The organism is Pseudomonas sp. NFIX10 (assembly GCF_900111955.1).
Taxonomy (GTDB): domain Bacteria; phylum Pseudomonadota; class Gammaproteobacteria; order Pseudomonadales; family Pseudomonadaceae; genus Aquipseudomonas; species Aquipseudomonas fluorescens_AA.
In genome coordinates, this window is record NZ_FOKH01000009.1 from 87,934 (window position 1) to 114,431 (window position 26,498).

The following is a 26,498-nucleotide window of genomic DNA, read 5'->3' on the forward strand; positions in this document are numbered from 1 at the left end:
CTCATCCTTACTCTTCCATCTCTGATAACAGGCGCTGCATTTCGTCCAGGGCCTGGTCGGTCGTGGGCCCTTGGGGTTTCTCGATCTGCTCGGCGAGATCGGCAATCGTCGGGTTGTGGAACAGGCTGCGCAGCTCGATCCTGATCCCGAAACGACTCTCGACCTGGGTCATCAAGCGCATCGCCAACAACGAATGCCCGCCCAGTTCGAAGAAGCTGTTGAACACCCCCACTTGCGGCAATTCGAGCAGGTCCTGCCAGATTTCGGCCAGTTGCTGCTCCAGCTCGGTGCGCGGCGCCACCCCCTGTACCGTGACTGGCTGCGGCGCTGGCAAAGCCTTGCGGTCGATCTTGCCGTTGGCATTGAGGGCCAGGCGCTGCTGCGTGATGAAACCCGCCGGAATCATATAGCCTGGCAACAGGCCTTCCAGGTACCGACGCAGTTCTGCCTGGTCAACGGCGCTCGGTGCTTGCAGCCAGGCGAACAGGCTTTGGCTGCGCGGCTCGATCATCACCACCGCCTCCTCCACCCCCGGGTAACGACGCAACAACGATTCGATCTCGCCGGGCTCGATGCGGAACCCGCGCACCTTGACCTGGAAATCGCTGCGACCGACATAGGCCAGTCGACCGTCATCGCGCCGGCGTACCAGGTCGCCAGTGCGATACATGCGGCTGCCAGGCTCGCTGGCATAGGGGTCGGGCAGGTAGACCGCTGCCGTGGTCGCGGCGGCATGCTGATAACCACGGGTCACCCCGGCGCCGGCGATATACAGTTCGCCGGTGGTGCCCAGCGGAACCGGACGCAGCCTTTCATCGAGCACATAGCAGCGGGTATTGAGCAGTGGCGAGCCAATGTCGGCCACACCGGACGGCACCTCTTGCAGCGCCTGGGTGGTCGACCAGACGGTGGTTTCGGTCGGGCCATAGGCGTTGATCAACACCACGCCCCGACTGCGCAGCTCGGTCACCAGCTCAGCGGGAACCGCCTCACCACCGATCAGCCCGCGCACCGGCGGCCAGTCGGCCTGGGCGGTTTCCAACAGGATCTGCCAGCCGGCGGGAGTCGCCTGGAACACGGTCGCGCGGCGCAGCAAGGCAAACAGTTGGTAACCATCGACGACCTGCTCGCGACGAGCCAACAGTATGGCCGCGCCATTGACCAGCGGCAGGAACAGCTCCGGCTTGCACATATCGAACGCGTAGGTGGTGCTGGCCAGCCAGACATCCGCGGTGCCAAGGGGTAATTGCCGATCGAGACCGGCCAACAGGTTGCTCAGGTTCTCCCGTGTGACCTGCACGCCTTTCGGGGTGCCGGTCGAGCCCGAGGTGTAGATCACATAGGCGCGTTGCGCGGGGTGGACCGCCTGCACCGGGTTGTCAGAACTGCACGCCTCCAGCGACAACTGATCGAGCCAGATAGTGTCGACGCTGCCCAACACATCGCCACACAGGCTTTCGCTGAGCACCAGGGCCGGACGTGCATGCTCGATGATGAAGCGCAGGCGATCCGCCGGGTGCTGTGGGTCCAGCGGCAGGTACGCCGCACCGGCTTTGTGAATGGCCAGCAGGGTTGGCAGCAACCAAGGGCCGCGCGTCAGGCACACCGCAACCAGGTCATCCGTGCCGACGCCGCGTGTGCGCAACCAATGGGCCAGGCGATTAGTGAGGGCGTTGAGCTGGGCATAGCTCAGTTGCTGATCCTGACAGTCGAGCGCCAACGCCTGGGGCGTCAGCGCCACTTGACGTTCGAAACGGGCAATCAGGTCCGCTTCGCGGGGCAAGGTCTCGGCCGTCTGGTTCCAGGGGCGCAGGGCCAGGGCATGATCGGTATTGGCCAGGTCGATGTCCCAGAGGCGCGCCTGGGCATTTTCCAGCATGCCTTCGAGCAGGTACAGGTATCCGTCTGCATAGCGTTGGGCCGTCCGGGCCAGGAACAGGTCGGTGTTGTATTCGAGCACGCATTGCCAGTCATCACCGTATTGCTCGATGTGCAGGCCGATATCCACCAGGGCGCTGTCGCTTTCCACAGCCAGCCGCTGCGCCGACAAGCCGGCGAAACGGTCCTCGCCCTTCGCGGTATCGCGCTGGATCAGGTTGAACAACGCCTGGAACAGCGGGGTGTGGCTGAGGTCGCGGCGCACATTCAACGCTTCCACCAAGCGTTCGAACGGCACGTCCGCATGCTGCTGGGCAGCCAGGTGAGTGGCTTGCAGCTGCTGCCAGAACTGTTCGACCGGCTGCTGGGCGTCGATGTGGCTGCGCAACACTTGGGTGGTCGCGAAGTAGCCGATCAGGTGATCGGTGTGGGCCTGGTGGCGATGGGCGACTGGCAGGCCGATCCAGATTTCACGTTGGCCCGAGTGCCTGGCCAGGAGGATTTTCCAAGCGGCCAGCAACGGCGCGAACGCGGTCAGCCCATGGTGTTGCGCAGTTTCGCGCAGACGCCTGACCAATGGTGCCGGCAGGCTGAAGCGCAGACGCTGGCCGTTGTAACCTTGCTCGGCGGGCCGTGGCTTGTCAGTCGGCAGGTTCAGCACCGGCGGCTCCCCTTCCAGGGTCTGCCGCCAGTATTCAAGCTGCGCTTCGATACGCGCCTGCCCGGCCGGGCTTTGCCAACTGGCTGCGATGTCCGAGAACTGCAGCGGCAGTGACGGCAGGCAAGGGCTGCGCTCTTCCAGCAGGGCCTGGTAAATCAGCTGCAGTTCGTCGAAGAAAACTTCCAGCGAACGGGCATCGGCAATGATGTGGTGCAAGGTGACCTGCAGCACGCTCAGGTTCTGGCCCTGATACACACGAACCCGCCACAACGGTGGCGCCGTCAGGTCAAAGGGACGTTGTGCTTCCTGACTCAGTTTCAGCGCGAAGACGGGCGAATGTTCGTCTGTTTCCAGGGCCTCGAAGCTCAACGGCACGGTCGAGTGTGCTTCGACAGACTGCCGCGCCCCATCGGCCGTGTCGCTGAACACCGTCCGCAGACTGTGCTGGCGGATGCTCAGTTGGGTCAGCGCCTGCTCCAGCAACGCCGGTTGCAGGTGACCTTCCAGCCGCAAGGCGAGAGACAAGTGATAAGCCTGGGTATCCCCCTGCAGGCGATCGAGGAACCACAAGCGCTGCTGAGTGAAATGCAGCGGTGCCAGGGGTTCCTGGAAAGGACGCAGGATGCCCTCGGCTTCAACGTCCTTGGCCGCCACCTGCGCCGCAAAATCGCGCAGGACAGGCTGCTCGAACAGCGTGCGCAAGGGCAGGCGCCGGCTATGCTGCTCGGCAATCCGTGCCACCAGACGCGCCGCCAGCAACGAATGACCGCCCAGGGCGAAGAAGTTGTCGTGCGCACCGATGTCGGTGCATCCCAGCAGCTCCTCCCAGAGTCTGGCCACTTCCTGCTCCCATTCGCTCGACAACGTGCCGCGCTGGCCGTCGCGTTGTTGCGGCGCCGGCAATGCCTTGCGGTCTACCTTGCCGCTCGGGCTTAGCGGCAGGGTGTCCAGGCGAACGAACTGGCTCGGCAACATGTAGTCCGGCAATTGCGCGCCGAGTGCCTTGCGCAGCACTGTTTCATCCAGCGCATCGCCGGCGTAGTAACCCACCAGGCTCGCTGTTTCACCGCTGCCCAGCAGCACGACCGCCGCTTCGCGGACCCCGGGAATACGGGCCAGCAGCGCTTCGATTTCACCCAGTTCAATCCGGAAACCGCGCAGCTTGACCTGGAAGTCCAGACGTCCCAGGTAGTCCAGACTGCCATGGCTGTTGCGGCGGACCCGGTCGCCGGTGCGGTACATACGCGCACCGGGTACGAACGGATCCGGCAGGAAAGCCGCCGCGGTCAGTCGTGGCGCGGCGAAGTAACCCCGACCGAGGTTGGCCCCGGCCAGGTACAGTTCACCGGGCACCCCAGCGGCCACCGGCTGCAAATCGGCATCGAGGACATACGCGGCGGTATTGGCCACCGGACGCCCGATCGGCACCTCCACGCCCCCTTCATCGCCGCTGCGCACTTCAAAGGTGCTGTAGACCGTCGCTTCTGTCGGCCCGTAACCGTTGATGACCCTGGCGCCCCGGCCCTCCATGGCTTCGGCCAGTGCGCATGGCAAGGCCTCTCCGCCGGAAACGGCCCGCACGCCTTGCCAACTGCGCGAGGTATGCGCCACCAGCATCCGCCAGGTCGCTGGCGTGGCCTGCATGACCGTCGGCTGCCCGGCCATCAGCAGTTGATCGATCGCTTGCGGATCACGCGCCTGCTCACGATCGGCCAACAGGATGCTGGCGCCCTTTGCCAACGGCAGCAGCAACTCGACAATGGCAATATCGAAGGTCGCGGTGGTCAAGGCCAGGACCCGGTCCCGGGCCGTCATTGGCAGGGCCTGCTCCACCGCGAGCATCAGATTCATCAGGTTGCCACGGCTGATCGCCACACCCTTGGGCTGCCCGGTGGAACCGGAGGTATACAACACGTAAGCGAGCTGATCCGCCGTCGATACCGGCGCCTTGTAGCGATCGGTCGCGCTCGCGGCATCGATGTCCAGCAACGCCACGCCGCTGTTCCACTGCGCCAACACCGCCAGGCTCGCGGCAGTTCCCAGGCACAGCTTGGGTCGCGCCGCTTCAAGGATGTAACGGCCACGTTCCGGCGGCGTGTCTTCGGCCAATGGCACGTAGGCGGCACCGGCCTTGAGAATCGCCAGCATCGCCATGGGCAAGCGGGCCTCACGGGGCAGACTGAGGGCCACTCGATCTTCGATGCCAACGCCATGGGCCTGCAAGGTTGCCGCCAGTTGTTCGGCAGCCCGGTCCAACTGGGCGTAGCTCAGGCGCTCATCACCAGCCAGCACGGCCAGCGCTTCGGGTTGACGGGCTACCTGGAGCGCAAAGGCCTGGAGAATATCCTGATGGCCCGTGACGCCAGGGCCCTCGATGCGGGCCGGGGAGGTTTCGCTCGATTGCCACGCCAGCTCACCCAAGGCTCGCCCCGGCTGCTCCAGCAGCGCATCGAGCAAGGCCAGATACTGCTCGGCCATCGCTTGGGCGGTCTGTTCGCGGAACAGGTCGCTGCTGTATTGAAGGCTCAGGCTGATGCCGTGTTCGCTGTCACGCACGTCCAGATGCAGGTCACACAAGGCGCTGTCCGGACGGTTGTCCAACGGCTCGGCGATCACATCGGTCAGTTCGAAACGCTCCAGGGCATTGCCCGGGAAGTAGTTGAACATGGCCTGGAACAGCGGGTTGTAGCTCACCTGCCGAACCACGCCGAGCTGCTCGATCAAGTAGTCGAACGGCAAATCCTGATGGGATTGAACCGACACGGACAACGCTTGCAGTTCGCTCATCAGTTGCAGCAGGCTGCGTTCACCCGACAGCTTCTTGCGATACACCAGCGTGTTGACGAAGCAACCGACCAGGGGCTGCAGTACCCCATGGTGCCGGTTGGCCACGGGAACGCCGACCAGAATGTCGTCTGCGCCGCCGCGGCTGCGCAACAGCAGCTGGAACGCGGCCAGCATCGGGATGAAGTTGCTCCAGCCGTGACGAGCACTGAAGGCGCGCAAGCGTGCCGCCAAGGCGTCGGGCAGGCGCCGTTCAACACGCCCACCGGCCTGGCTCGCCTGGGCAGGACGAGGGAAATCGGCCGCCAGCTCCAGCACCGGCAACTCGCCAGCCAACTGCTCGCGCCAGAAGGCCAGTTCCTGCTCGCACGCCTTGCTGTTCATCCATTGGTGTTGCCAGAGCGCGTAGTCGGCGTACTGCATCGACGGGGCCGGCAGCGCTGTCGACCGCCCTTGCCGCAGGTCGCGGTACTGCTTGCACACCGCATCGATGATCAGCTGCAACGACCAGCCATCGGCCACGATGTGATGGCAGTTCAACGACAGGACAAAAGCATCCGGTGCCAGGCGATAGAGTCTGGCGCGCAGCAACGGAGCCGTTTCCAGCACGAACGGTGTCATTGCATCCTGCCGCAGCAAATCGTGCAGTACCTCTTCGCTCGGCACGTCGATCAACGGCAAATCGAGCTCGGTGCGGGCCAGGATCATCTGGCTCGGCCCTTGAGCTTCGTTGATGAAACCGGTGCGCAACACTTCATGCTGATCGACCACAGCCTGCAACGCGGCCTGCAGGTCGGCGATGTGCAACTGGCCGGTCAAGCGAACGGCGCCCGCCAGGTTATAGGCGGGGCTGTGGGGATCCAGTTGTTGCAGGAACCAAAGCCGTTGCTGGGCAAACGACAGCGGCAGCGTCTCAGGACGCGGTAACAGCGTTGGCGCTGCCTTCACGGTGCCGGCCTGGTTTTCCAGCCAATCGGCCATGGCGGCGATGGTCGGGCGCTCGAACACCACGCGCAGCGGCACATCCTTGCCCGTGAGCTTGCCGATCAGGCCAATCAGTTGCGTGGCCAGCAGCGAGTGACCGCCCAGCTCGAAAAAGTTGTCTTCGACCCCGACCTGGCCGAGCCCCAGCACGCTTTGCCACGCCTCGACCATCCGGCCTTGCAACTCGCTGCTCGGCGCAACGTAGCGGGCCTGGCTCTGGGCGGCGAAATCCGGTGCGGGCAAGGATTTGCGATCGATCTTGCCGTTGCCATTGAGGGGAAAACGCTCCAGGAACACAAATGCCCCCGGCGTCATGTAGGGCGGAAGGTTGCCCAGGACATGCTCGCGCAAGGCCTCGATGCTCGCTTGTGAATCCCCCACCACATACGCCACCAGCACCTTGGAACGTTGCTGATCATCACGGGCGACGACCACCGCTTCCCGGACGCCGGGGTAACGGCTCAGGCAGGCTTCGATTTCGTCCAGTTCGATGCGGTGTCCACGGATCTTGACCTGATGGTCGGTCCGGCCCACGTATTCAAGGTCGCCATTGGGCAGGAAGCGCGCCAGGTCTCCCGTGCGATAGAGACGGGAACCATCGTTGGCGATCGGGTCCGGCAGGAACACCGCCGCCGTGCGCGCCGGGTCTGCCATGTAGCCGCGGCCGACGCCGACGCCGGCAACGAAAATCTCCCCCACCGCGCCGGCCGGTATGGGTTGCAGGTCGGCATCGAGCAGGTACAAGCGGTTGTTCAGCGTGGCGCGACCGATGGGCACGTTGATGCGCTGTTCCGGCAACCGTTCGAGCAATGGATGGAAGGCGACATCATCGGAGCATTCCGCTGGCCCGTAGGCGTTCATCAACGGGATGGCGGGATAGCGGTCGAACCAGCGACGCGCCAAGGCCGGTGGCAGAGCCTCGCCGGTGGCCAGCACCCAGCGCAGGCGCGAACGCTCGAGCCCTGCGTCGAGCAGGCTCTGCATCAACGATGGCACGGCTTCGAGGATACTGATGCCGTGCCGTTCAATGGCCGACGCCAGCGCATCGGGATCCTGCACGATGCAATCGCCGAGAATCACGGTGCGTGCCCCCAGCACCAGACCGGCAAGGGTCTGCCAGACGGAAATGTCGAAGCATTGCGGCGCGGTCTGGGCAATGACATCGGTCGCATCGAGCCCCAGCCCCGGCAGTTTGCCAAGGATGTTGTTGAGCATGCCGGCGTGCGCCACCATGGCCCCCTTGGGGGTGCCGGTGGAACCGGAGGTGAAGATGCAATAGGCCAACGAACGGTCGTGAACCGGGAGGTTCAGGTCTTCATCGCTATAACGGCTCAATACCGCAGGATCATAGCGTACGGACTTGGGACGCTGTTCGAGCAGGTCCACCGCCTCCATCGCCAACTCACCCTGCCCCGCACTGTGCACCAGCAACGGCGTTCGGCTCTGGCGCAGGACCTGGGCCAGCCGCTGAGGCGGGTTGCGCGGGTCAAGGGGTAGCCAACCGGCACCGGCCTTGAGGGTGGCGACGATCATCACGACCAGGTCCAGGCCACGCTCGTCGAACACCGCGATCAAGTCGTCGGCGCTGACACCTTGGGCGCGCAGATGCCGGGCCAGACGGTTGGCGGCGCGGTTCAACTGATCGAAGGTCAGGCTGTTCTCGCCGTGCACCATGGCGATGCGCTCGGGCGTCTGGCGAACCTGTTGCTGCAATCGCTCGATGTACAAGGGTTGCAGCAGCTGTTCGTCGGCTGCCAGGCCGCCACCGGCCCAGACCTGATGCTGGTGCGCGATTTCACGCTCGTCGAGCATCGCCAAGTGGTGCAACGGTGTCTCTGGATTGCTGTGCAGGGCGGCGCCGATGTTCAGCAGCAACGTGCGGAAGTGGCGCAACATCTGCTCGATTTCTTCGCGCAGGAACCAGTCGGTCTGGTAGGTCAATTGCAAATGCAGGCGTTCACCCGGAACGATCACCACCGTGATGGGATAGTTGGTGTGGGTGCGGTTGGCCATGTCGCTGATCAGGTAGTCCAGTTGCCCTTGACGCAAGTCGGCGGCAATGGGCGCGTTCTCGAACACGAACAAACTCTGGAACAGGTCCTGGCGCTGCACTTCGCTCCAGCGCTGGATGTCGGCCAGGGACACACTTTCGTGTTCGCGCAGGCTCAGGTTCTCGGTCTGCAAGGCCTTCAGCCATGGGGCCAGCGCGTCATCCGGGCGCCAGGTCCAACGCAGCGGCAGGCTGTTGATGAACAGACCGACGATGTTTTCCATGCCTTGCAGGTGAACCGGCCGACCGGCCACCGTAATACCGAACACCAGGTCGCGATCGCCGCTGTAACGCGCCAGCAGCAAGGCCCAGGCCCCTTGCACCAGGGTGTTCAAGGTGATGCCGTGTTGGGCTGCCGCGTTTTGCAGTGCCCGGGTCTGCTCAAGCTCCAGATGTTCGACACAGTCTTCAACGGGCTCCGCAGCCCCCTGGATCCGGCCGACATGACCGAAGCCAAACTCGTTGGGGGTGTCGAACCCCGCCAGGCGCTGTTGCCAGAACGCCTGATGGTCCTCCGGCTTCTGGGTTTCCAACCAGCGAATGAAATCGCGGTACGGGCGCGGCGCCGGCAGGTTCAGGCGGCGACCTTCCTGAGCGGCCCGGTAGCCGTTGAGGAAGTCCATCATGATGATCGAGAAGCACCAGGCGTCCATCAGGATGTGGTGATAGCTGCGCACGAACTGGTAAGTGTCGGGCGCCAGCTTGTACAGCCTGACCCGCATCAGGGGCGCCTTGGTGAAATCCAGTCCTTGGGCCCGTTCTTCACTGAGCAAGGCCTCCAGGCGTTCCTGTTGCTCGCCTTCGCCTAGATGCGACCAGTCTTCATAGGTAATCGGCAGTTCGACCTGTTTGTGCACGACCTGCATCGGGCGCTTCTGCTGCTTCCAGACAAAGGAGGTGCGCAGCAGCTCATGGCGCTCCACCACCTGCGCCCAGGCCTGACGGAAAGCCGCCAGATCGAGGTTCGGCATGACCATGACATGACGGTATTGCAACAGGTACATACCCTTGCCCGGGTGCAGCAGGCTGTGGAACAGCAGTCCCTGCTGCATGGGAGCCAGCGGATAAATCGCTTCGATGTTGCGCGAAAGTGCTTTGACCTTGTCGTTCATGCTGACGGTATCCGAACCTGTATGTATGGGGACGCAGGGTTAATCACTGCTCGAGTTGTTCGAGCAGCCCCAGGAATTCATCGTCGGACAAGCCGGAGTCAGCGAAGTCCGAAGCCGTGGCGCGACCCACCGTGGGCGCCAGGCAGTGCTCCAGCAAGGCAGCGATGCGCTGCTGGAACTGCCGGGCCAATTCGCCGACCAACGCGGGCTCGTGGATCTGCGGGTCATAGCGCCATTCGATGTGCAGCCGCCCTTCGTTCACCAGCGCGGTGACATCCAGCAGGTGCGTGCGGCGGGTGCTGTCAGCGCGCATGCCTGGGCAGATCGGCCGGGCCAATCGCCACAGGCTGGAGGCTTCGAGCCACTGGTCAACGCGCCCCAGGTAGTTGAAGGTCAACAGCGAGGCCGCTCCCAGGCCGTTGGCCGGGTCGAGGCGCAGCAGTCCATAACCCAGGCCTTGTTCAGGTAGGCGGCGCAGGGCCTCCTTGGCCGCGATGATCGAGTGCTCAGGGTCCCATGAGGTGTCGATGGCCAACGGATAGCGGCTGGTGTGCCAACCGATCGAACGGGACAGATCGGGACCTTGCTCCCAGCCGCTGCGACCGTGGCTTTCCAGTTCCAGGGTGACGCGTTCGCGTACCTGCCACTGTCCAATGGTCCCGGCCAGGGCTGCCACCAACAGGTCCTGGACTTGAGTGCCGTAGGCCGCGTGGCAATCGCCCAACAACAACTGGGTCTGCTCGACCGACAGTTGCGCCTCCAGCGTCCGGCTCTCACCGTACACACTGACCTGTTCAGGCACGCTGCCCTCAGCGGCCAGTTGGTCGCGCCAGTAATCCACCTGGGCCAGCACCTCAGGTTCACCACGGTGGCGCTGCAAAGCCTCGCTCCACACATGGAAACCTGCCGTGACGGCGGGCAACACCACGTCCGGTTGCACATACAGGCTTTCCAGCTCGTGCAGCAGAACCTGCCAGGACACCGCATCGACCAACAGGTGATGGGCCGTGCAGAGCAACTCCCGGCTTTGAGTGAAATACACCCAGCGGATCAAGGGTGCCTGGGCCAGGTTCCAGCCTTGCTGCGAACGTTGCAACAGGGTTTCGGTCAAGGGGGCTTCCTCCACCCGGAACAGCGCGTTGACCTGGTCCTGGGAAAAGCCTTGATAGCGTTGCTGCCAACCTTGCGAGGACGCTTCAAAGGTCAGGCGCAGGCTGGCATGACGTTCCAGCAACACGGCCAGGGCCTGGGTAAACCGTTCCTGATCCAGTGGCTCGTCCAGGGCCAGTAACAATGACTGGTTCCAGTGTTCGGCCAGGTTCTGTCGTTGGGCAAAAAACCAATCCTGGATGGGCGTCAAGGCAAACGCCGTGGTGGGCTCGGGCGCGTCGCTGGCGGGCCGCTCATTCGCCGCGCCAAGGTCCACCGCCTGCTCGGCCCAACCACGCACGGTGGGAGATTCGAAGATCTGTTTGGGCTTGAGCTGCAGGCCCTGCTGTTTGGCCCGTGCGATGATCTGCAAACTCAGAATCGAGTCGCCGCCGACCGCGAAGAAATTGTCATCGACTCGCAGGTCCGGGTTATTGAGAATCTCCCGGGCGATGTCGAGCAGGCGCCGTTCGACGCTGCGCTGTGGGGTCTGCACCACACGGGCCAAGGCCCGCACATTTTGCTCGGCGAACAGTTGCTTGGGTGTCATCAGAATCTGTTGCTGACGCGCCAGGGCGATGATTTGCAGGCCGAGAATGGAATCGCCGCCCAAGGCGAAGAAGTTGTCATCGGGCCCCACCTCGGGGTTGCCAAGCATCGTCCGCCAGATGTCCAGCAACGCGGCTTCCACGGCGCTCAAGGGCTGCTCGTTCGACTGCCCTGCCCCATGGGATGGCGCCGTCGCGTGCTCAGCCAGGCGCAACAACGCCTGACGATCGACCTTGCCGTTGGGCAACAAGGCAAAGGCGTCGAGACAATGCCATTGCGCCGGTTGCATGTAATCCGGCAATTGCAGTTGCAAGGCGGCCTGGATATCGGCCAGCGCGGCCGGCGACGCAACCAGGAAGGCGACCAGCCGATTGCCCGACAACGGTGCGGGGCAGTTCAGCACCCTGACGTCGTTGACCTGCGGCATGGCGCGCAATTGTGCCGCGACCTCGGCGGGTTCCACCCGATAGCCCCTGATCTTGACCTGCTCATCGAGGCGACCGAGAAACTCCATCTGTCCCTGGTGATTGAGCCGTACCCGGTCACCGCTGCGATAACCGTGCTCACCAAAGCGTGCGTGGTCGGCGTCGCTGGCACTGAGATAACCCAGCGCCACCGTCGCCCCCTGGATGTACAGTTCGCCGCTGACGCCTGTTGGCAACAGGGCACCGTCAGGGCCGCGCACGCTGACCTGGACATTGGCCAGTGGCCGTCCCAACGGTGCTGCGCCACTGGCATCGACCTCATGGGTCAACACCCCGACAGTGGTTTCGCTGGGGCCATAGTGGTTGACGATGCGCAAATCGGCTTTCAATGCGCGCAAGCGTGTCACCAGGTCGTGACTCAGGGCTTCGCCACCGACGACCAGGCATCGCCGTGGCAACAACCGCTGCGGGTCCTTGGCGATCAACAAGGCGTTGAGGTGCGACGGCACGATTTTCAGCAGATCAACGGGTTGGCGCGCCAGTACGGCAGCCAGTTCTTCGGCATCGAAGGCCAAGTCCTCGGCCAGCAGGCGCAGACAGCGGCCGCTCAGCAGTGCGCCAAACAGGGCGGTATGCCCCAGGTCCGTCGCACAACTGGCCAGGCTGGCCAGGCTCGCATCGGCCGGCAGGTCCAGGCGTTCAAGGCAGCCGGTCACGTAATGAATCAGGTTGCCCTGGCTGACTTTCACGCCCTTGGGCCGGCCACTGGAGCCTGAGGTGTACACCACGTAAGCCGCAAGATCGGCCGCCAGGGGCGCGCGCAAAGGTGATTCGCTGAACAAGGGTGCAGGCGGCAACGCCAACCACCGGACCTGCTCGGGCAGCCATTCGGGACGCTCGCCCTCACTGATCCATACCTTGGGCATGGCGTCCTGACAGATGTCCTGCAAACGTGACGACGGCCACTGCGGATCCAGCGCCAGGTAGGTCGCGCCACACTGCCACGTGGCGAGCATGTGCATCACCAGCTCACGACTGCGCGGCAGGCACAAGGCGATGCGCTCGCCGGCAAGGCTCGAGCTCTCCTGCAAACGTTCGCCACGGGCGACCACTGCACGTCCCAGTTCGGCATAGCTGAGCGAACCCTGCTCATCCTGAAGGGCAATCGACTGGGGCTTGAGCCCACACTGTTGAGTGAACGCCTGCCAGGCGTTGCTCACGGCAACCGGCACATCCTCCCCTTTCAGGAAGGACTGCTGCTCGGGCGCCAACCAATCGAGTTCGGCAAACGGCACCTGGGGCTGCTCAATCGCCGCAAGGGCCAGGGCGACGAACTGGTCCCGATAGCGTTCGATCGTTTCATGGCGATACAACGCCTTGCTGTAACGCCACCGGCAAAGAAATCCTTCTTCTTCGTCGATGATCACCATGTTCAATTCGTGGGCCGCGCCTCGCTGCTCCGAGAGCAAGCGGTCGACGTATTGCTCGAACGGCGCAATGCGTTCCTTGTTCAGCGTGAACATGTGCTGGAACAGCGGCGCCCTGCCCGCTTGCCGCGGTAGGTCCAACTGCTTGACCAGGCGCGAGAACGGATAATGGCGGTGTTGCAGGGCCTGCTTGACGGTGGCATCTACCTGCCTTGCCCACTCGCCGCTGGACAGATCCCGACGTAGCCGGCAGCGGATGGGCAGCGGGTTGACCAGGTACCCCGGCAGGTTGACGTGTTCGCGCCGCAAGCGCCAACCACTGGGCGTTCCCAGGACAAAGTCGTCCTGGCCCGAGAGTACCCCGAGAAATTGCTGGAACAGCGAGAACCACAGCACATACGGCGTCACCCCCCATTCCCGGGCGACGGCGCGAAACCGTGCCGTCGTGGACGGGTCGAAGCGGACCGACAACTCCCCACCCTTGAATGCCTGGGTGCTGCCATAGGGGAAATCCGTGGGTAGCTCCAGGGCCGGGGCTTCGGCCAACTGTGCCTGCCACCACGCCAGTTCTACCGGCTCGGCCGCTTCGCTACGAATATGCAAGTCACTGCAGTAGTCGCGATAGGCGTCGGGATTCACGGCGGGCAACGGCTGATCGTGGATCAGCGCGAACAGCTCATTGAGCACGATGTAGAACGTGGCCAGATCCGCCGCGATGTGATGGATCACCAGCAGCACGGTGTGCTCGACATGGCCGTCACGTGCGTTGCTCAACAGGACGACCCGGCTGACGTCGCCGTCTTCCAACCTGAAGGGACGATCGGCCGACTCAGTGATACGTTGCTGCAACGTCTGCGCATCCGCGTCTTGCAATGCCACACACTGCAACGGCTGGACATGCTCGCGATGCCCCCACTGCAGCAATTCACCGTTGCGCTCGGCGTAGGGCGTGCACAACAACGGATAGCGCCTTTGCACCGTCGTCCAGGCGTCTTGCAGGCGCTCGGGCAGGTCTTGGGGAGCCAAGCGTGGCTTGATCCGTCCGGCATAGGCAATGTTGTAGGCGCAGCTGTCAGGCTCCAGGCGCTGAAGAAACCAAAGGGCCTGTTCGTTATCCGTCAGTGGCCGGGCGTCGAAATAGTCAGGGTGCCGTTGCAACCATTGCAGCACTTCGGCGTTGCGTGCGTGGAGCTGGGCACTGAGCTCCTCATCCAGCGCGCCTGGCGATCCGTGGGTAACGATTACGCCACCTTCGGCTATCGATAGGCGAACTCCACGCAACCAGCAGCGATGCATCAGGCGATCGAGCATTTGATGTCCTTCATTGTGCTTGTTCGAAACAGGCCGCCCATTGCGGCGGCTTTTTGAAAGGCGGGGGCGATCAGCTTGCCGAGGCAGGCTCCGCCATGGCGACCACGACCTTGCGCGTCCCCTGGAAGGTGGACCGACCGTGAGCGACCAGCATGTTGTCGAGCATCAACACATCACCCGCCTGCCAGGGAAAGGTCACCTGACAGCGCTGGAGCACTTCGCGGATGTGCTCCAGCGCTTGCAGTTCAATCGGCGAGCCGTCGCCATAAAACACGTTACGCGGCACGCCTTGCTCCCCGACGATGGAGATCAAGGTCTCGCGTACCGGCGCTGCAAGATTGGAGATATGGAACAGATGCGCTTGATTGAACCATACCCAATCCCCGGTCACCGGGTGCTGGGCCACGGCCTGGCAGACCTGGCGAGTGGAAAGCTCACCGTCGTCCTTCCACTGGAATTCGATGTTGCTGGCGCGGCAGAAGCGCTCGACCTGCGAACGGTCCTCGGTGCTGAAAGCCTGTTGCCAGGGCAAGTCCAGGCCATTGCCATAATTGCGCACATACATCAGGCGCTTCTCGGCAAAGCGCTGACGGATAGCGGGGTCGATTTGTCGGTAAACAAGGCGGCTATCGGCAATGGGTGTTTCACCGCCGACCGGCGAGGCCTGCACACAATGAAACCAGATCTTCATCGGCCAATTCAGCGAATAGGACTGCTCGTTGTGCAGGGGGATAACCTGATGGGCCGGGTACTCGGTGGAGGTGTATACCCGGTTGTTGAGCTTGGTGCGCGGGGTGGAGGCATAGTCGTAGGTCAGCAGCTCATGACCGAAGCTGCGGGCAAACGCCTCGAAGTCCGCTTCACCCTTGAACGCGAAACCACGGAACAAGATACCACCGGCACGAGGCAACTCTGATTCCACTGCCTGCAGGATCTGCGCTCGGCTGGCTTGCCAGGCATCGCCGACAATCGGAGCCTGGAATATGAACGGCAGGTTCTGCTCGTTGCCCGGTGCATCATCCATGGATTGAACCTGTGCACGCACCAAACCGCTTTCCATAAAAGCCCTCCCGCCATTCCAATCAGCGTATTTTTCGAGAGCACAAACTAATACAAACGACTAACAACCGCAATAGAGAATCATTGTCATTAATGTCGTTTGTATCGCAAATGATTCGTTCATTTGCCTTGCAGCACGCTCTCCCGCTCAGCGATATGGGACATCAGCAAATAGGCAGAACCCAGCAGACCTTGCATCGTATCGGCATAGCGGCTGCGGTTGAGGTACAGGAACTGGCGGTTCTTCACTGCAAACAGATTCTGCCACTGGGGAGACTGGCGAAACGCCGCTGTGCTGGCCTCCGAGTCGAGCAGTTCTTCATAGGTATCGATAATGAAATCACTGTCGAAGTCGCCGATTCGTTCCAGGCTGTAAGGCACGTTCTGCCGCGCCTCGCGGTACGCGGCGACACGCCCCAGGCCAAAATCGGCAATGACGTCGTCCATGCCGCCGCGACCGATCAGTTGAAAGCCATCGCTGTAGACTTCCAACGTCGTGACGGTAATGCGTGAAGGATCTTTCACACGCTTCTTGAACTCACTGACGACCCATTGATACTCGTTGAGCATCTCTTCATAGCGCTGCTGCTTGCCAACCAGCTCGGCGAGCTCCTTGGCGTAGGTCTTGATGTCGCTTTCCCGGGCAGGCAACAGCACGACCGGGGCGATCTTGCTGAGCTTTTCCTTGATGTCGGCGTGATACGACAATCCCACGATCAAGTCAGGCTTCAAGGCCGCGATAGCCTCCAGGTCGGGCGATTGGTGCGAGCCGATGTACTGGATACCCGACACATTGAATCGCTCCTGCGTTCCGCGAAACAGCACATCCGAGAACAGCTTCTTTCTTCCCGTCGAACCACAAGGCTTGACCCCCAGCTCGAGCAATTGGGTCGTCAGACTGAAGTCATGCAAAGACACGATGCAGTGCGGGGCTACGGGAACCTCGACTCGACCAAAACTGTTCTCGAATATTTTGGTTTCAGCGGCGCTGGCCTGTGCAGCCAGCAATGCCAACGGCACGCACAGCATGCCGGCCACACCTCGAAAAAAAACCTTCACCCGTTCCCGCACGCGTTTACCTCCAGACAATTCAATGAACGTCGCCGTGTTTTCAGCGACTGCGCTGACGCGCCAACAAAACAATCAGATAAGGCGCGCCGATGATTGCGACAACCAGCCCCGCAGGCAACTGCAAAGGCGGGAAAAGCCCCCTCCCCAGGGTGTCGCCGGCCAGCACCAACAGTGCGCCCACCAACGCCGACAAGGGGATCAACGCGCCGTGACGGTCACCGGCCATTTGTCGCGCCAGGTGGGGCGCCACCAGCCCGACAAAGGTCATGGTGCCCACATTGGCCACCGCGGCCGCCGTCAACATGACACTGCACAGCAGCAAGGAAATCATGACCCCTGTGACATTCAGACCACGGCTGAGGGCGACTTTTTCGCCCAACTGCAACAGGTTCAACTGGCGATGACAAAACAGCAACGGCCCTCCCGCCAGCACCAGCCAAACGCCCAGGCTATGGACCTGGGCCCAGCCGGCCCGATGCAGACTGCCGCCAAGCCACATCAGGGCCGACTCTACCTGATCGATGTTGCCGTACGTGATCAGCAGATCGGCCACCGCGCTGAGCATGGCGGTAAGCCCCACGCCCACCAGGATCAGGCGCAACGGCGAGATACCCTGGCGCCAGGACAGCAGCGCGACGAAGAAAGCCACCGCCAACCCGCCGGCGAGCGCCGCCAATGGGTAGAACTCCAGGGGAAGCAGCGTCGGCCAGAGCACGATGATCAACAGCATGGTGACACTCGCGCCCGACTCCACGCCCACCAGGCCCGGCGCTGCCAGGGGGTTACGAGTCAACGACTGCATCAACAGACCGGCCAGGGACATGGCGGCGCCAGCCAGGATCGCCAGCAAGACACGGGGCAACCGCAGCTCCCAGAGCAGATTGCGCGTCGTCGAACTGACCTGCTCAGGTGCCAGCAACGCTTGCCATGCCTGGGCAACGTCCAATGAATAACTGCCGACGGTCAATGCATACGAGGCTAATGCAATAACGGCAGCCATCAGCACCAGCACCGAGATCAAGTCGATTGGTCGAGCCACCCAGGGCAGCAACGGATAGGTCCGGGGCAAGGTCAATCCAGCTCGCATCATCGGACCTTCCTCAAGACCAGCACGACAAAAATGGGGCCGCCGATCAGAGCGGTCACGATGCCGGTGTTGAGCTCGAATGGGCGCACCACGGTCCTTGCCGCGATATCCGCCAGAATCAGCAGCAACGCCCCCAGCAGAGGGGCTGCCAATAACAGGCGGCGGTAGTCATCGCCAAACAATAACCGCGCCGCATGCGGCACCACCAGGCCGACGAACCCAATGGGCCCGGCCAAGGCCACTGCGCCCCCGGACAGCAGCACCACCGAGGCCAGGCCGAGCACACGCATCTTCAACAGGTTGACACCCATGCCGGCCGCCGCCTGAGGCCCCAGGCGATGGGCATTCAAAGCGCGGACGTTCACCAGGCACAGGCACATGCCCAGCAGGACGTAGGGCCAGACCCAGGCCTGCATCGAGCCCCCGGTCACGCCGATGGAGCCGGTCAGCCAGCGACGCAGACTGTCGAGCCCTTGCTGATCGAGCAGCAGCAGGATCGAGGTGATCGCACTGAACAGCGCCGCGATCATCGCCCCGGACAATGTCAGTCGAATCGGGTTGTGCCCCCGCCCCGCCAACATCAGGACACCTATGGAGGCCACCAATGCGCCCGCGAACGCGAACAAGGGAATCATCGACATATCGTTGCCCGGCACTACCAGCAAGCCGAACACGACGAACAATGCCGCACCGCTGTTGATACCGAGAATGCCCGGATCGGCCAGCGGGTTATCGCCCACCGCCTGCATGATCACCCCGGCGAGCCCCAGGCTGGCGCCTACCAGCATCGCGACCAGCAGGCGTGGCAAGCGGCTGCCACGAATGACACTCTGGTCGGGATTGCCTGGCGCATAGGCGACCAAGGCCTGCCAAGCCTCCTGCCAGGGTATGTCCTTTGCGCCGACGGCCAGATGAATCAGCGCCGTCAGGGCAATCGCCACCAACAAACCCAACCAGACCGGCAAGCGCAAACCGTGATTCACATCGCCTCCCGTACGGCCAGCGGCTGGCTTCGATTGCTCTGGGGCACGCACAACGGATCACCGGAATAAGGGTCGGTGATGATGTGCGCATCCAGATCGAACACTGCCTTGAGATTTTCCCGCGTGAACACTGCGGCCGGCGCACCCTGGGCGAGCAAACGCCCTTCGCGCATCATCACCAGATGGTCGGCGTAACGCGCGGCCTGGTTCAGATCGTGAAGGACCGCCACGATGGTTTTGCCTTGGTCACGCAGATCCACCAGCAATTCAAGCAGCGTGATCTGATGGGCAATGTCGAGAAACGTCGTTGGCTCATCCAGTAGGATCACCGGGGTATCCTGGGCCAGGGTCATGGCGATCCAGCAGCGCTGCAACTGTCCACCCGACAAGGTGGCCAACGAACGATCCAGCAAAGGACCGATACCCGCCAGGTCAATGGCGCGGTCAATGGCCTGTTGATCCTGCTCCGACCATTGGCGCCACCAGCTCTGCCAGGGAAAGCGGCCCTGCATCACCAGCTCTCGCACACTCATGCCGGCAGGCGATGTGGTGCGCTGGGGTAACAACGCCATTTGTTGTGCCAGCGCTCGACGCGAATGTTGCCCCAAGGGTTTTCCCGACAGCTGCACGCTGCCAGCGCTCGGTCGCAGCATGTGTGCCAGCACGTTCAATAACGTGGTCTTGCCGCAGCCATTGGCCCCGATCAACGCGGTGAAACAACCTTCAGGAATATCCAGGCTGACACCATTGAGAATCTGCTGTTCGCCATAGCTCAGCCGCACATCGGTGGCTTTCAGCATGATTGTCCCTCCATGCCCAAAAAGGCCTGACCGAATGGGTTATCGAGGATGCCCCGTGGCATTTTTCGTCCTGTGACACGACAGGACCTCAGCCAGGGGGCCATTAAGTGGGCGACAGGATATGTCGAAACTAAAATAATTGCCTACAAGCCTGACAATACTAATGCAAACCCTTATCATTTACAGCTAACATGTGGCCAGTAGACACCTACCCTGAAAGTCTGCCTGGTAGAACAGAATCAGGGCATACAGCTCCCCAAGAGCACACTGTAAACTCAAGGACTTCCTCGATGCTCGGAAAAAAAACAACAGTTGGCAGCGAAAAACGTTACGGCGCACGTCATCCAGCCTTTCACTTGAGCACCCTCGCGCTGGCTTTGGGGAGCATTTTTTCAGCGCAGGCGATTGCCGCACAGGATGACTCCGACAAGGGCACAGCGGTTCAACTGGGCGAAATCAACATCAATGCCGCCGCCGTTGAAAACCCGACAGCCCCACTCACCGGCAAAGTCGCCTTGCGCAATACCAGTGCCACCAAAACCAACGCGGCCATTACTGAAACCCCACAGTCGTTGTCCGTGGTGACCGCCGATGAAATGCGCGATCGCAAATCGGACACCATGGCTGACGCCCTGAGCTACACACCGGGTTTCACCAGCCAGCCAAGCAGCTTCAACCGCACGTCCGACCGGTTCCGCATTCGTGGTTTCGACGTGGAATCGGCCACCGGCGGCTCGCTGCGCGACGGCCTGCGCCTGCAAAACAACTCCTACGACGGCGTCCAGGAACCCTACGGCATGGAGCGCGTGGAAGTGATTCGCGGCGCGGCCTCGGTCCTGTACGGGCAGCTTTCACCGGGTGGCTTCGTCAACGGCGTCAGCAAGCGCCCGACCGAGACACCGTTGCACGAGTTGGGCCTGCAATATGGCAATCACGATCGCAAGCAACTGACCGCGGACTTCAGCGGCCCCCTGGGCGACAGCGAGACCCTCAGCTATCGCCTGACCCTGCTCCAGCGTGACAGTGACACCCAACAGGACCACATCAACGACGACAAGACCTACATCGCCCCGGCCCTGACCTGGCGCCCCGACGAGGATACGTCGCTGACCTTGCTGTCTTTCTATCAAAAAAGTGACACCCGCTTCTCCGCCCCTCTGCCCTACCAACTCGTCAAGGGTGTCGGCAACGGGCCGTTCACCATCGGTCGCCACGATTTCATCGGCGAGCCTGACTACGACGATATGAATGGCGAGATGTCCGCCATCGGCTATGAGTTCGAACACCGTTTCGACGAACACACCCGCATCAGCAACAAACTGCGTTATTACGAAGCGGATGTGAAATGGAAATACCTGCAGGCCCAGACCAGCGCCGCGGCCATCAATGCCGCCGCCACTACCGGTATCCTGCGCCGGCAATACAGCGATCGGCGTGAACGCTCCAGGGCCCTGGCCAGCGACACCAATATCGAAACGCGTTGGAACATCGGGGGGGTGGAGAACACTTTCCTGGTGGGCGCCGATACGTACGATGCCTCGTACGATTCGCATAACTTCCGGGCCAACACGTCCTCTATCAATATCGGTGACTACAACTACGGGCAGCCGGTGGTTGTGAACAAAGATCCAAGTCGTGATCGCGGTTCGCAGATCGACACCCTGCAGACAGGCATCTACCTGCAAGACCAGATCAAGTTCGACGACCACTGGTTGCTGTTGCTCGGTGGCCGACATGACTGGGCCGACCAGGATCAAAGGGGGTTTGCCACGGGCCAGAAGCTCAACCAGGACAACGAAGCCACCACCTGGCGTGCGGGCCTTGTGTACCAGGCGGATAATGGCCTGGCGCCGTACATCAGCTACAGCGAATCATTCTTTCCCGTCGCGGTGTCCGAAGCACCTGGCCAGACCTTCGACCCCACCGAAGGCAAGCAGTACGAAATCGGCATTCGCTACCAACCCCCAGGCAGCAATACGCTGTTGAGTGCGGCGGTTTATGAACTGACCCAAGAAAACGTATTGAAGTTTGACCTCGGCGGCAATGCCTCACAAATTGGCGAACAACGCTCCCGCGGCCTGGAACTGGAAGCCAAGACGGACGTCACGCCTCAACTGACTGTCATTGCGACTTACGCCTACACCGATGCACGCATTACCAAAAGTGCGATCCAGAGCGAAGTAGGCCAGCGCAGCGAAGACACGCCTTACCATCAAGCCGCCCTATGGGCCGACTACAACTTCGCCCTGCTCGGTTTGCCGCAGTTGAAGGTCGGTGGTGGTGCTCGCTATCAGGGAACGACCCAGGCTTCGGGTATCGATTCGCAGATGCCGGCCTATACCCTGTTCGATGCCATGGCCAGCTACCAGATCGACAAGAACTGGGACGTGGCCCTCAACGCAAATAACGTGACGAATAAAAAGTACACCTACTGTGAATTTGCCATCTGCCGCTACGGTGACGAGCGCGAGTTGGTGACCTCCGTCAACTTCAGGTGGTAAGAATTCATCCAGCCTTGGATCAATGCACTGAAATCGTGAAATGAAAAAAGAGGCCTAGGCCTCTTTTTTCATTTACTGCGCGCGTTCCGCCTTCCGATTGCGGTTCTGACTCAATAAAGGGAACGCGCAACGTTCGCGTATTGCTCCAACAGCCCAGCCAAGTCCTGGTAACAGATTGCTAGATGATGTGCGCCGGGTATGGGCGGCACCGATCGCCGGATGATGAGCATATCGAGCAATCCGCCGGGCTCCGGTTTGTGCGCATTGGGCAAGCAATGGCAGATCATCGTCGCGTTGCAAAGCCTGGCCGAAGGGCAGTCGGTGCAGAGAACCGCTGAAGCGCTCGGCTACGAGTCAGTCAGCTCGTTCATCACCATGTTTCGCAAGACCTTGGGCACCTCACCGGCACGTTATCTGCGCAATACCACGCTACGGCAGTGAGCCGGGGGCGAGAGATAGCCACATCATGGTCACGCAACCGCCGTTGCAGCCGCTCTGGAACGCCAGGCAAAAACCAGCACCATCAGCAGCCCCAGCCCCGCCATGGCCGCTCCGGCCAGGGAAATCGCCGGATAACCCAGCCCGGCATTGATCACCGCTCCGCCCAGCGCCGCACCTATCGCGTTGCCGAGGTTGAAGGCACCGATGTTCACCGCCGAGGCCAGATTGGGCGCGTCCTTGGCGGCTTCCATGACGCGCATCTGTAGCGGCGGCACCAGGGCGAAGCTGGCGATGCCCCATATCAAGATGGCCACGGCGGCCGGCAGTGGCCAACGCATCAGGACGGTGAACGCCAGCAAGACGAGAATCAGCACGCTCAGCGAAACGATCAGGGTGCGGTCTATCGAGCGGTCGGCGGCCTTGCCACCCCACATGTTGCCCAGCGTCAACCCCACACCGAACAGCACCAGCATGGCGGTGATGTAAGCGGTGGATCCGTGGGTCTCGTTGCTGAGGATCGGCGCGATGTAAGTGAAGACGGTAAACATTGCACCCGAGCCGACGACGGTCAGGGCCAACGCTCCCAGCACCGGGCCACGGCCCAGTACCCGGATTTCAGCCAGCACACCGACGCCTTGCGACATTTTCAGGTTGGGCAAGGCGAACCACAGCGCGGCCATGGTCACCCCGCCGAGCCCGGTGATACCCCAGAATGCCGTGCGCCAGCCGAACAGTTCGCCGAACCAGGCGGCCAGCGGCACGCCGCCGATGGTCGCCAGGGTCAGGCCCATGAACATCGCCGCAACCGCCCCGGCACGCTTGTCCGGGGCGACCACGCTGGCGGCGACGATGGAGCCAACGCCAAAGAACGCACCGTGGTTCAGTGAGGTCACCACCCTGGCGACCATGAGGCTGTAGTAATCGGTCGCCAGGGCCGACATCAGATTACCCAGGGTAAAAATCGCCATGAGCCCCATCAGCAGGTAGCGCCGGGGGATCCTGCCGGTGGTCAGGGTCATCAGCGGCGCGCCGAGCAGTACGCCCAGGGCGTAGGCACTGACCAACAGACCGGCGGCGGGAATGGAAACGCCGAGATCCGCAGCGATGCCCGGCAACATGCCCATGGGGGCGAACTCGGTAACGCCGATGCCAAAGGCACCGATGGCGAGTGCGACAAGTGGTGGATTGATACGCATGGTAGGCTCCTTATCTATGCCGTCAATGCTACGATTCAGGCTTTTCAGGCGGTAGATAGGATTTTTGGCAATCACCTTTGCGCAAGAGGCACAAATGGACTTCAACGGCAGATCAGGTGAGATGAGCGTGTTCGCCACCGTGGCGCAGGAAGGCAGCCTGTCAGCCGCCGCGCGAGCATTGGGGCTGACACCCTCGGCGGTCAGTCGGATCATCGCGCGTACCGAACAACGCCTGGGTACCCGCCTGCTATTGCGCACCACCCGGGCGATCACCTTCACCGCCGAGGGCGAGGCTTTCCTGCGCGGCGCCCGGCGTATCCTGGCCGACATGGACGAGGTCGAAGAAGCCATCGCCGACCAGGGCGTACCCAGGGGCCGATTGCGGGTCAGCGCCGCCCTTGGCCACGGGCGGCAGGCCATCGTTCCTTTGGTGGCAGCATTCAGCGCCCGCTACCCGAACATCGTCGTCGACCTCACCCTCGGCGACGAAGTCGTCGATATTCTCGGCGGCCAGGCCGACGTGGCGGTACGCTTCGGCCATCTGCCGGACAGCCCGCTGACCGCGCGCAGGATCGGCGACACCGGCCAGGTCGTGGTGGCATCGCCCGAGTACCTGCAGCGCCACGGCATCCCCCAGGAGCCGGAAGACCTGCTACGACACAACTGCCTGCGCTTCAACTTCCGGCGTGCAGAACCCAACTGGCCGTTCATCCGCGACGCAAGGGAATTTTCCCTGAAGGTCAGCGGCAACATCGAATGCAGCAGTGGTGAAGCGCTGGCACAATTCGCGCGAGTGGGTGCCGGCATTGCCCGTATCGGCGAATTCACCGTGAGCGAGGATCTGCAGCGCGGTGACCTGATACCGCTGTTGGAAGCCTGGAACCCAGGCGACCGAGAACCGATTCATGCGGTGTTCGTAGGGGGCTCGGCAATGCCGGCGCGGGTGCGGGTGTTCGTTGATTTCTTGCTGGAACATCACCGGATGTGAGCGGTGGCGTCACCGAAAGCGACCGCGATCACACGCACATATTTCCATCTGGCAAGCTGCGCCGCTAGACGCTGTATCACTCTGCCATCAGGAGCCTCTTCACCTCGGCGACAATCGAGGCTATGTCGAATGGCTTGGGCAGCACGGCATCAAACAAATCCGATCGCTTCATGCCCACGTGAGCCTGGGCACCGCTCATCAAGATGATCGGCAACCCCTTGACGGCCGGTAAGGCTCGCACGGCCGTGGCGAATTCAAGACCATCCATGACCGGCATCATGAAGTCAGTGATGATCAAGGCTGGACGTTCTCTTTCCAGCACTTCGAGTCCCTTTTGACCATTGCTGGCTTTTACGACCATGAAGCCCTCGTCCTCTAGCGCAAAACCGAGGATGTCAGCGATCAAATACTCGTCGTCGACGACCAGGATGGTGGTCATGTTAATTCAACCCGCTCAAAGACTTATGAAATTGAACCAGGCAATGACTCAGCTGCGACTGAAGGTTCATTTTTCAAAGCCTTTTCAAGGAAAACATCTTGATCCCGGATGACCACCTCGAATCGCGAGGGATCATAAGCGCTGTCTCGTACCTTAAGAATGGAGAGCGTCCTTCTTAGTTCAGAGCCATTCTCAAGGAAGCGCATGAGCATCAGGTTATCAACGATGCTGGACAGGTCCGAGTTCGGTGAACTGACCTCGGAACCGAATAGATCTCGCATTTCCCAGGAGGCGAACACCGTAACTCCCCGGGACCGCAGCTCGTTCATCAGCGCACTGTAGAAATCGGTAATCCGCGCGGGATTTGTCGAAGTCCGTGTCATGCCGCTCAGGCTATCGATGAACAGGCGCTTGATACCCTTTTCCTCAACGATTTTCAGCAGTCGTGCGCCGAGTCCATCCAGCAAGCCTTCGGTGGTGGGCTGCCAGGCAATGCTCAACGCACCGCTTTTTTCCATGTCTTCGATATCGATGCCCAGGGAGAGGCCTTTGAGGCGCAGCCGCTGCGGGCTTTCATAGAATCCAAAATGCAAGCCAGGGGCATCTGCCGTCGACTTGGCGAGGAATTTGAGACCCAGCGTCGTTTTACCAATCCCGGAAGGACCGATGACCAGGGACACGCTGGAGCTGTGCAAGCCTCCGCCCAATATGTCATCCAGGGAATCGATCCCGCTGGCAATACGCGTCATGTCGGCGCTGTCGGGGGCGGAAGGACGGCTGTAGAGGCTTTCCAGGCGCGGATAGACAACCAGGCCGTCGTCGTTGATTTCGCATTCGTGAAGACCGGTCAACGCACTGCTGCCGCGGGTCTTGCGCAGCTGAATGCGCCGTACCGAACGCGTCCCGAACAGCTCTTCTCCCATTTCGATGACACCGTCCACCATCGTGTGCTCGGGGCTACCGTCGTCGAGCCGCGAACTGGTGAGGAACAACACGGTGCAACCGGCGAAAGCGGCGTGTCCCTGCAACTCCGAGATGAATTTCTTGGTGTCGATGGGCGAGTCGGCCTTGGAGCGCGCATTGAGCAGACCATCGACCACCATCACGGTAGCCTTTTGCCGACTGATCTCGCGCCGAAGCAGTTTCACGACCTCATCCAGGCCTTCGTTTTCCAATGTGTCGAATGCGCTGACAAATTGGATTTCAGCGCCGACTTTGGCTGAGTCGAAAAAGCTCAGCGTAGACAGAAACTGGAAAAGTCGATCATGTGATTCGGCCAGCAGCGTGGCGACTAAAACACGACCGCCACTGCGGGCATGATGGAATCCAAGTTGGTTCGCGAGGATAGTCTTGCCTGAACCTGGGCGTCCTTGGATTATGTATGAAGCACCCGCGACCAGCCCTCCCTGGAGCAGCGCGTCGAGTCCTTCGATTCCGCTTTGAAGGCGTTTTAGCTTTTCCACAATGCGACCCTGATCTGAAAAACAGGCTGTTTAAGCCCAATGGAGGGGATGCTAACGCCATTTCCACTTCGGAGCCATTCAGACTGGAGGGAAAGTTGGCCTGGAGGTCGCTCGCCTTGGGCCGATACGACGCCACCGAC

12 protein-coding genes and 1 pseudogene are annotated in these 26,498 nt (G+C 61.8%); 3 read left to right on the plus strand and 10 right to left on the minus strand.

From position 1 onward, the window contains the following. Positions 1 to 7: 7 nt before the first annotated feature. From BM321_RS10665 to BM321_RS10695, 7 genes are all read right to left on the minus strand, one after another. Positions 8 to 9,469, minus strand: coding sequence for a non-ribosomal peptide synthetase (locus BM321_RS10665; protein WP_092442477.1), 9,462 nt, complete (start codon positions 9,467 to 9,469; stop codon positions 8 to 10). A 43-nt stretch (positions 9,470 to 9,512) separates the two neighbouring features. Next, entirely contained in the window at positions 9,513 to 14,330 is a 4,818-nt protein-coding gene (locus BM321_RS10670) for a non-ribosomal peptide synthetase (protein WP_092442478.1), read from the minus strand. Between the two features lie 70 nt (positions 14,331 to 14,400). Next, positions 14,401 to 15,354, minus strand: a complete 954-nt coding sequence (locus tag BM321_RS10675) for a TauD/TfdA family dioxygenase (RefSeq protein WP_371856619.1) — start codon at positions 15,352 to 15,354, stop codon at positions 14,401 to 14,403. Between the two features lie 155 nt (positions 15,355 to 15,509). Continuing rightward, positions 15,510 to 16,460, minus strand: coding sequence for an ABC transporter substrate-binding protein (locus BM321_RS10680; protein WP_256573409.1), 951 nt, complete (start codon positions 16,458 to 16,460; stop codon positions 15,510 to 15,512). A gap of 40 nt (positions 16,461 to 16,500) precedes the next feature. Further along, positions 16,501 to 17,550, minus strand: coding sequence for a FecCD family ABC transporter permease (locus tag BM321_RS10685; protein ID WP_092202977.1), 1,050 nt, complete (start codon positions 17,548 to 17,550; stop codon positions 16,501 to 16,503). After that, entirely contained in the window at positions 17,547 to 18,530 is a 984-nt protein-coding gene (locus BM321_RS10690) for a FecCD family ABC transporter permease (protein ID WP_092442480.1), read from the minus strand. The genes BM321_RS10685 and BM321_RS10690 overlap by 4 nt, the downstream gene beginning before the upstream one ends. Next, positions 18,527 to 19,330: an ABC transporter ATP-binding protein gene (locus tag BM321_RS10695; RefSeq protein WP_092442481.1), complete on the minus strand. Its 804-nt coding sequence runs from the start codon at positions 19,328 to 19,330 to the stop codon at positions 18,527 to 18,529. Before BM321_RS10695 ends, BM321_RS10690 begins: the two co-directional genes overlap by 4 nt. Before the next feature lie 290 nt (positions 19,331 to 19,620). Between BM321_RS10695 and BM321_RS10700 the strand changes: the two genes are divergently transcribed. Beyond that, the gene (locus BM321_RS10700) at positions 19,621 to 21,831 is read left to right on the plus strand and encodes a TonB-dependent siderophore receptor (protein ID WP_092442482.1); all 2,211 of its coding nucleotides are present in this window, start codon (positions 19,621 to 19,623) and stop codon (positions 21,829 to 21,831) included. A 270-nt stretch (positions 21,832 to 22,101) separates the two neighbouring features. Next, positions 22,102 to 22,272: pseudogene (locus tag BM321_RS10705) on the plus strand (helix-turn-helix domain-containing protein); the annotation flags it as partial. A gap of 29 nt (positions 22,273 to 22,301) precedes the next feature. Here BM321_RS10705 and BM321_RS10710 read toward each other — a convergent pair. Further along, positions 22,302 to 23,468: an MFS transporter gene (locus tag BM321_RS10710; protein WP_092442483.1), complete on the minus strand. Its 1,167-nt coding sequence runs from the start codon at positions 23,466 to 23,468 to the stop codon at positions 22,302 to 22,304. 94 nt (positions 23,469 to 23,562) lie between these two features. Here BM321_RS10710 and BM321_RS10715 point away from each other — a divergent pair, with 94 nt between their 5' ends. Next, positions 23,563 to 24,456 (plus strand): LysR family transcriptional regulator, encoded by an 894-nt coding sequence (locus tag BM321_RS10715; RefSeq protein ID WP_092326004.1) that lies wholly within the window; start codon positions 23,563 to 23,565, stop codon positions 24,454 to 24,456. 76 nt (positions 24,457 to 24,532) lie between these two features. Here the strand turns inward: BM321_RS10715 and BM321_RS10720 are convergent, their stop codons facing one another. Beyond that, on the minus strand, positions 24,533 to 24,895 hold the full coding sequence (locus tag BM321_RS10720) for a response regulator (RefSeq protein ID WP_092442484.1): 363 nt from the start codon (positions 24,893 to 24,895) through the stop codon (positions 24,533 to 24,535). 23 nt (positions 24,896 to 24,918) lie between these two features. Then, complete coding sequence (locus BM321_RS10725) at positions 24,919 to 26,358, minus strand: ATPase domain-containing protein (protein ID WP_092442485.1); 1,440 nt, start codon at positions 26,356 to 26,358, stop codon at positions 24,919 to 24,921. Positions 26,359 to 26,498 lie beyond the last annotated feature (140 nt).